Annotated in this window: 7 protein-coding genes; 6 read left to right on the forward strand and 1 reads right to left on the reverse strand. The window is 70.8% G+C overall.

Going from position 1 to position 6,744, the window contains the following annotated elements:
- Positions 1-153 precede the first annotated feature (153 nt).
- The 6 genes from ACFV0G_RS32100 to ACFV0G_RS32125 all read left to right on the forward strand — a co-directional run bounded on the left by ACFV0G_RS32100 (position 154) and on the right by ACFV0G_RS32125 (position 6,441).
- Positions 154-1,506 (forward strand): M16 family metallopeptidase, encoded by a 1,353-nt coding sequence (locus ACFV0G_RS32100; RefSeq protein ID WP_380555622.1) that lies wholly within the window; start codon positions 154-156, stop codon positions 1,504-1,506.
- 14 nt (positions 1,507-1,520) lie between these two features.
- Positions 1,521-2,267 carry a 4-hydroxy-tetrahydrodipicolinate reductase gene (dapB, locus tag ACFV0G_RS32105; protein WP_380555624.1) on the forward strand — a complete coding sequence of 249 codons (747 nt, stop codon included), beginning with the start codon at positions 1,521-1,523 and terminating at the stop codon, positions 2,265-2,267.
- Positions 2,268-2,277: 10 nt separating this feature from the next.
- Positions 2,278-2,739 (forward strand): tetratricopeptide repeat protein, encoded by a 462-nt coding sequence (locus tag ACFV0G_RS32110; protein ID WP_380555626.1) that lies wholly within the window; start codon positions 2,278-2,280, stop codon positions 2,737-2,739.
- Positions 2,736-3,464 (forward strand): FAD-dependent thymidylate synthase, encoded by a 729-nt coding sequence (gene thyX / locus ACFV0G_RS32115; RefSeq protein WP_380555628.1) that lies wholly within the window; start codon positions 2,736-2,738, stop codon positions 3,462-3,464. Before ACFV0G_RS32110 ends, thyX begins: the two co-directional genes overlap by 4 nt.
- A 228-nt stretch (positions 3,465-3,692) precedes the next feature.
- Entirely contained in the window at positions 3,693-4,592 is a 900-nt protein-coding gene (gene dapA, locus ACFV0G_RS32120) for a 4-hydroxy-tetrahydrodipicolinate synthase (protein WP_380555630.1), read from the forward strand.
- Between the two features lie 163 nt (positions 4,593-4,755).
- The gene (locus ACFV0G_RS32125; protein WP_380555632.1) at positions 4,756-6,441 is read left to right on the forward strand and encodes a ribonuclease J; all 1,686 of its coding nucleotides are present in this window, start codon (positions 4,756-4,758) and stop codon (positions 6,439-6,441) included.
- A gap of 86 nt (positions 6,442-6,527) precedes the next feature.
- Here the strand turns inward: ACFV0G_RS32125 and ACFV0G_RS32130 are convergent.
- The coding region (locus ACFV0G_RS32130; protein WP_380555634.1) for a hypothetical protein at positions 6,528-6,744 on the reverse strand (217 nt) is incomplete at its 5' end.

The raw sequence follows: 6,744 nt of genomic DNA on the forward strand, positions 1-6,744 counted from the left end.
GTCCCCGGCCGTGTATACATGCGGATTTGGTGGGGGTGGGGGGGGGCGGGCGCGCTGACGCGTGTTCACCGGTGTCACCGGCCACAGGGGGCCCCCCGCCCCGGGCGGGGGGGGGCCCGCACCCTGTTGTTCCCAGTTCTTGGAGGTACCACGGTGGCCCAGGCCTCCGCGGCGAAGCAGCGCCCCGGCACCACCCGGACCCTGCTCAAGGGCGTCGACGGCGCCGGCACGGTGCGCCGCACCGTGCTCCCCGGCGGCCTGCGGGTCGTCACCGAGACCCTGCCGACGGTGCGGTCCGCCACCTTCGGCATCTGGGTCGGCGTCGGATCCCGGGACGAGACCCCGGTGCTCAACGGCGCCACCCACTACCTGGAGCACCTGCTCTTCAAGGGCACCGCCCGGCGCAGCGCGCTGGAGATCTCCTCCGCGCTGGACGCGGTCGGCGGCGAGATGAACGCGTTCACCGCCAAGGAGAACACCTGCTACTACGCGCGGGTGCTCGACACCGACCTGCCGCTGGCCATCGACGTGGTCTGCGACATGCTCACCGGCTCGCTGATCCGCCCCGAGGACGTCGACGCCGAACGCGGCGTCATCCTCGAGGAGATGGCGATGGCCGAGGACGACCCGGGCGACGTCGTGCACGACCTCTTCGCCAAGACGATCTTCGGCAGCGCGCCGCTCGGCCGCCCGATCCTCGGCACCCAGGAGACCGTCACCGGGCTCACCCGGGACCAGATCGCCGGCTTCTACCACCGCCGCTACCGCCCCGAGAACCTCGTGGTCGCCGCCGCCGGCAACCTCGACCACCGCCGCGTGGTCAAGCTGGTCGAGCAGGCCTTCGCCCCGGTGCTCGCCAAGTCCGCCGGCCACCCCGCCGAGGTCCGACGCGGCGTCAAGGCCGTTCGCACGGCCGGGCGCACCGCCGTGCTGAACCGGCCCACCGAGCAGGCCCACCTCGTCCTCGGCACCCCCGGCGTGCCCCGCCACGACGAGCGCCGCTGGGCCATGGGCGTGCTCAACGCCGCCCTCGGCGGCGGCATGAGCTCCCGCCTCTTCCAGGAGGTCCGGGAGAAGCGCGGCCTGGCCTACTCCGTCTACTCCTACTCCTCCTCGTACGCCGACACCGGCCTCTTCGGCATCTACGCCGGCTGCCAGCCCAAGCGGGTCGAGGAGGTCCTCAAGATCTGCCGCGAGGAGCTCGCGCGGGTCGTCGCGGAGGGCATCACCGAGGAGGAGCTGCACCGCGCCATCGGCCAGCTCTCCGGCTCCACCGTGCTCGGCATGGAGGACACCGGCTCGCTGATGAACCGGATCGGCAAGGCCGAGATCTCCTACGGCCACCACCTCTCGGTCGACGAGATGCTGGAGAAGATGGCCTCGGTGACCCTGGACGACGTCCACGCGGTCGCCCGTGATGTGCTGGGCGCGTACCGGCCCTCGCTGGCGCTGATCGGCCCGATCAACGACAAGCGGGCCGCCAGGCTCGCCGACCTGCTGGTCTGAAGGGATTGTTCGAGATGACGCTGCGTGTCGCCGTGATCGGCGCCGGGGGACGGATCGGCTCCGAGGCCGTCAGGGCCGTCGAGGCCGCGCCGGACATGGAGCTGGTCGCCGCACTCGGCCGCAAGTCCGAACTCACCGAGCTCACCGACGCCGGCGTCGACGTCGCCGTCGAGCTGACCCACCCCGACTCGGTGATGGGCAACCTCGACTACTGCCTGCACAACGGCATCCACGTGGTCACCGGCACCACCGGCTGGGACGACGCCCGGCTCGCCGAGGTCGAGGACTGGATCCGGCTCAACCCGGAGCTGGGCCTGCTGATCGCGCCGAACTTCTCCATCGGCGCCGTGCTCGGCATGAAGTTCGCCCAGCAGGCGGCCCGGTACTTCGAGTCGGTCGAGGTGGTCGAGCTGCACCACGACCGCAAGGCCGATGCCCCCTCCGGCACCGCCACCCGCACCGCGCAGCTGATCGCCGCCGCCCGCGCCGAGGCCGGCCGGCCGCCGCAGCAGGACCCGACCACCCACTCCCTCCCGGGCGCCCGGGGCGCCGACGTGGACGGCGTCCCGGTGCACGCGGTCCGGCTCCGCGGCCTGCTCGCCCACCAGCAGGTGATGTTCGGCGACACCGGCGAGACCCTCACCATCCGCCACGACTCGCTGCACCACAGCTGCTTCATGCCGGGCATCCTGCTGGGCGTCCGCAAGGTCGTGGAGAACCCGGGCCTCACCCTCGGGCTCGAACACTTCCTGGACCTCTGAGGACCCCGCCATGACCTCCCGCACCGGCTTCTTCCTGCTCGCCGCCGCCCTGGTCCTGGTCTCCCTGCTCTGCATAGGGGAGGGCGTCCAGCTGGTCGCCACGGGCAAGCCGCTCGGCATCGGCCTGGGCCTCTGCGCCTTCGTCATCCCCCCGATCGGCATCTGGTTCCTGCGCCAGACCGTCCGCTTCGGCCGGGCCAGCGAGCGCCTCGTCCGGGAGCTGGAGGCCGAGGGCGGCCTCCCCGTCGACGAGCTGCGCCGCACCACCGGCGGCCGGATCGACCGGGCCTCCGCCGACGAGGTCTTCGCCCGCCGCAAGGCCGAGGCGGAGGCCGCCCCCGGCGACTGGCGGGCCTTCTTCCGCCTTGCCGTCGCCTACGCGGACGCCGGGGACACCCCGCGCGCCCGCAAGGCGATGCAGCACGCCATCAAGCTCCACAGCACCACCGACGCAGCAAGGAGTCTCGCTTGAGCGACGAATCGACCCCCACGTTCCGCAGCGACGTCACGGTCGAGCTGGTCCGCAGCGCCGCCACCGACACCGACGTGCTCTGGGCGGCCCGGGTCTCCACCAAGGGCGAGCAGTCGCTGGAGGCGATCGGCGAGGACCCGACCCGGTCCGAGGGTCTGATCAACTACCTGATGCGGGACCGCCACGGCACCCCGTTCGAGCACAACTCGATGACGTTCTTCATCAGCGCGCCGATCTTCGTCTTCCGCGAGTTCCACCGCCACCGCAGCGGCTGGTCCTACAACGAGGAGTCCGGCCGCTACCGCGAGCTCCAGCCGGTCTTCTACGTCCCCGGCCCGGAGCGCCGGCTCGTCCAGCAGGGCAAGCCCGGCCGGTACGAGTTCGTCGAGGGCACCGCCGAGCAGCACACGGTGGTCTCCGAGGCCATGGAGGCGTCCTACCGGGCCTCCTACCAGGCCTACCGGGAGATGCTGGCGGCGGGCGTCGCCCGCGAGGTCGCACGGGCCGTGCTGCCCGTCGGCCTGTTCTCGTCGATGTACGCCACCTGCAACGCCCGCTCGCTGATGCACTTCCTCTCGCTGCGCACCAAGCGGGAGAACGCCACCGTGCCGTCCTTCCCGCAGCGGGAGATCGAGATGGTCGCCGAGCAGATGGAGGAGCAGTGGGCCGCGCTCATGCCGCTCACCCATGCGGCCTTCGAGAAGCACGGCCGAGTCGCTCCCTGACCTGCGGCGATAGGCATTCGGCGGCCCGTCCGGCATGTCCGGATTGCAGGCCTTCGGGCCGCTCCCTACGCTCGGAAACACGGATTCCGGTGCTGCCTGAACCCCCGAGCGGGCAGCATCGGAATCCCACGTCCGGGCCCGGCCCCGACCTGCCGTCCGGGGCTCCCGATGTCCGAACCGTGGACCGGCGTGACCGACCCCCGGTCGCCTACGAGTAGTTTTGGACACATGGCTCCGACCTCCACCCCCCAGACGCCCTTCGGCCGGGTCCTGACCGCGATGGTCACCCCCTTCACCGCCGACGGCGGGCTCGACCTCGACGGCGCCCAGCGCCTCGCCGCCCACCTCGTGGACGCCGGCAACGACGGCCTCGTCCTCAACGGCACCACCGGCGAGTCGCCGACCACCAGCGACGCCGAGAAGGCCCAGCTGGTCCGCGCGGTGGTGGAGGCCGTGGGGGACCGGGCCCACGTCATCGCCGGCGTCGGCACCAACGACACCCACCACAGCGTCGAGCTGGCCCGCCAGGCGGAGGCCGCCGGCGCCCACGGCCTGCTCGCCGTGACCCCGTACTACAGCAAGCCCCCGCAGGAGGGGCTGTACCGGCACACCGTGGAGATCGCCGACGCCACCGGCCTGCCGGTGATGCTGTACGACATCCCGGGCCGCAGCGGCGTGGCGCTGAGCCACGAGACCCTCGTCCGGCTCGGCGAGCACCCGCGGATCGTCGCCAACAAGGACGCCAAGGGCGACGTCGGCGCCGCCTCCTGGGCGATCGCGCGCTCCGGCCTGGCCTGGTACTCGGGCGACGACATCCTGACCCTGCCGCTGCTCTCGGTCGGAGCCGTCGGCGTGGTCAGCGTGGTCAGCCACCTGGTGACCCCCGAGCTCAGGGCGATGATCGAGGCCTTCACGGCCGGTGACACGGCCAAGGCGACCGCCGTCCACCAGAGCCTCCTGCCGGTCTTCAGCGGTATCTTCCGCACCCAGGGCGTGATCCTCACCAAGGCCGCGCTCGACCTCCAGGGACACCCCTCCGGCCCGCTCCGGCTGCCGCTGGTCTCCGCCACCGCGGAGGAGATCGACCGGCTGAGGCAGGATCTGGCCGCAGGCGGGGTACACCTGTAGCAGACACGGACGTGCGCGCCCCGGCTCGCCGGGCCCCCCGGGGCCTGTCGCTGGACCGGACCGAAGGCGCGGAGGCACCTGAAACGTAGGAACCAACGATGGACGCACGCCATATGTCGCCGGACGACCCCGGGCATATGGCGTGCGTCGTGAGGAGAGTCTTTTGAGCCACCCGCACCCCGAACTCGGCGCCCCGCCCGCACTCAAGGAGGGCGCCCTCCGCATCACTCCGCTCGGCGGCCTCGGCGAGATCGGCCGCAACATGACCGTCTTCGAGTACGGCGGCCGCATCCTGATCGTCGACTGCGGCGTGCTCTTCCCCGAGGACGAGCAGCCCGGCGTCGACCTGATCCTGCCGGACTTCACGTACATCCGGGACCGCCTCGACAAGATCGACGGCATCGTCCTGACCCACGGCCACGAGGACCACATCGGCGCCGTCCCGTACCTGCTCCGGGAGAACCCGGACATCCCGCTGATCGGCTCGAAGCTGACCCTCGCGCTGATCGAGGCCAAGCTCGCCGAGCACCGGATCCGGCCGTACGTGCTGGAGGTCAAGGAGGGCGAGCGCGAGCGCATCGGCCCCTTCGACTGCGAGTTCATCGCGGTCAACCACTCCATCCCGGACGCCCTGGCCGTCGCGGTCCGGACCCCGGCCGGCATGGTCGTCGCCACCGGCGACTTCAAGATGGACCAGCTGCCGCTCGACGGCCGCCTCACCGACCTCCCGGCCTTCGCCAAGCTGGCCGAGGAGGGCATGGACCTGCTGCTGGTGGACTCCACCAACGCCGAGGTCCCGGGCTTCATCCCGCACGAGCGGGACATCTCCGCGGCGCTGGGCAACGTCTTCTCCACCGCCAAGCGCCGGATCATCGTGGCCTCGTTCGCCAGCCACGTGCACCGCATCCAGCAGGTGCTGGATGCGGCCCACGCGCACGGCCGGAAGGTCGCCTTCGTCGGCCGCTCGATGGTCCGCAACATGGGCATCGCGCGCGACCTCGGGTACCTGAAGGTCCCCGGCAACCTGGTCGTCGACGTGAAGACGCTGGACGACCTGCCGGACGACAAGGTCGTGCTCGTCTGCACCGGCTCCCAGGGCGAGCCGATGGCCGCGCTCTCCCGGATGGCCAACCGCGACCACCAGATCCGCATCGTCGAGGGCGACACGGTCGTGCTCGCGTCCTCGCTGATCCCCGGCAACGAGACCGCGATCTACCGCGTGATCAACGGCCTGACCCGGTGGGGCGCCAACGTCGTGCACAAGGGCAACGCCAAGGTGCACGTCTCCGGCCACGCCTCGGCCGGCGAGCTGCTCTACTTCTTCAACATCTGCCGCCCGCGCAACCTCATGCCCGTGCACGGTGAGTGGCGCCACCTGCGGGCGGCCGCGGACCTCGGCATCAAGACCGGCATCCCGAAGGACCGCGTCGTCATCGCGGAGGACGGCGTCTGCGTCGACCTGGAGAACGGCGTCGCCCGCATCGTGGGCAAGGTGCAGGCGGGCTACGTGTACGTCGACGGCTCGTCCGTCGGCGACATCACCGAGGCCTCCCTCAAGGACCGCCGCATCCTCGGCGAGGAGGGCTTCATCTCCGTCTTCGTCGTCGTCGACTCCGCCAACGGCAAGATCGTGAGCGGCCCGACCATCCAGGCCCGCGGCTCCGGCATCGACGACAGCGCGTTCGTCCCGGTGGTGGGCAAGCTGGAGGAGGCGCTCTCCCGCTCGGCCAACGACGGCGTCCTGGAGCCCCGCCAGGTCCAGCAGTTGGTGCGCCGGACGATCGGCAAGTGGGTGGCCGACAACTACCGCCGCCGGCCGATGATCATGCCGGTCGTCGTCGAGGTCTGACACCGTCCGGTCCCGGTTTGACGTGGGGCGACTCGGAGCGTAATGTTCTCCGAGTTGCCCCACTGCCGGTCGGTGACCGCTCGAATTCAGTTCGAGCCGGGAAAGCCGGTGAAAGAACTCTGATAGAGTTCGGGAGCGCCGAAAGGCCGAAGCAATCCGATGAAAGAAACTCCGGAAAACGGAGCGGAAAACATCTGATAAGCTGGAAACACGAAAGAGCGAAACGCCCGGAGGGTCCGCTGGAAGGCGGTCCGAAGGAAGTGTCCGTTCCTTGAGAACTCAACAGCGTGCCAAAAGTCAACG

This window comes from Kitasatospora sp. NPDC059571 (assembly GCF_042735675.1).
Lineage (GTDB): Bacteria > Actinomycetota > Actinomycetes > Streptomycetales > Streptomycetaceae > Kitasatospora.

What these genes read in the sequence shown, in the direction of transcription:
- dapA (WP_380555630.1), top strand. Translation starts at nt 3,693, where the DNA reads ATGGCTCCGACCTCCACCCCCCAGACGCCCTTCGGCCGGGTCCTGACC.
- ACFV0G_RS32110 (WP_380555626.1), top strand. Translation starts at nt 2,278, where the DNA reads ATGACCTCCCGCACCGGCTTCTTCCTGCTCGCCGCCGCCCTGGTCCTG.
- dapB (WP_380555624.1), top strand. Translation starts at nt 1,521, where the DNA reads ATGACGCTGCGTGTCGCCGTGATCGGCGCCGGGGGACGGATCGGCTCC.